General features: G+C 47.5%; 1 protein-coding gene. It reads left to right on the top strand.

The genetic code is table 11. The features are described from left to right. The coding region (locus tag V5298_RS16675) for a LysR substrate-binding domain-containing protein (protein ID WP_332932579.1) at window positions 1-484 on the top strand (484 nt) is incomplete at both ends.

The raw sequence follows: 484 nt of genomic DNA, 5'->3' as shown, positions 1-484 counted from the left end.
GGTTAGTACCTCGGATAAGTCGCTTTAGTCTTGAACACCCGGATATCGATGTTCGTATTAAAGCGGTGGATTATGATGAAGGTTTTTTGGCCGATGATGTGGATGTGGCCATCTACTATGGAAAGGGACGCTGGTCTGGGGTAAAAGCGGATAAACTGCATACAGAGTACTTAACGCCCTTATGTGCACCCTCGTTGTTCAGTGGCCCTAGACCGCTTTCTCGTTTAAGTGATCTTCGCCATCATATTCTGTTGCACGATATGAGCCGGGAAGCCTGGAAAAACTGGTTAAAGGCCGTGGGTGTTAAGGGGGTGAATGTGAATCAAGGGCCGGTATTTAGTCACTCCATGCTGGTTTTACAAGCGGCGGCTTTGGGGCAGGGAATTGCATTGGGTAATACCATACTGGCAAAACCAGAGTTAGATGCGGGGCGTCTTATTATGCCTTTTGAAGAAAAAGTCGCCAGTCGTGATGCCTTCTATAT

The sequence above is a fragment of the Alteromonas sp. 14N.309.X.WAT.G.H12 genome (genome assembly GCF_036697315.1).
Lineage (GTDB): Bacteria > Pseudomonadota > Gammaproteobacteria > Enterobacterales > Alteromonadaceae > Alteromonas.
The sequence above is the reverse complement of the archived record's forward strand: the minus strand, read 5'-3'. Positions and strand labels throughout refer to the sequence as shown.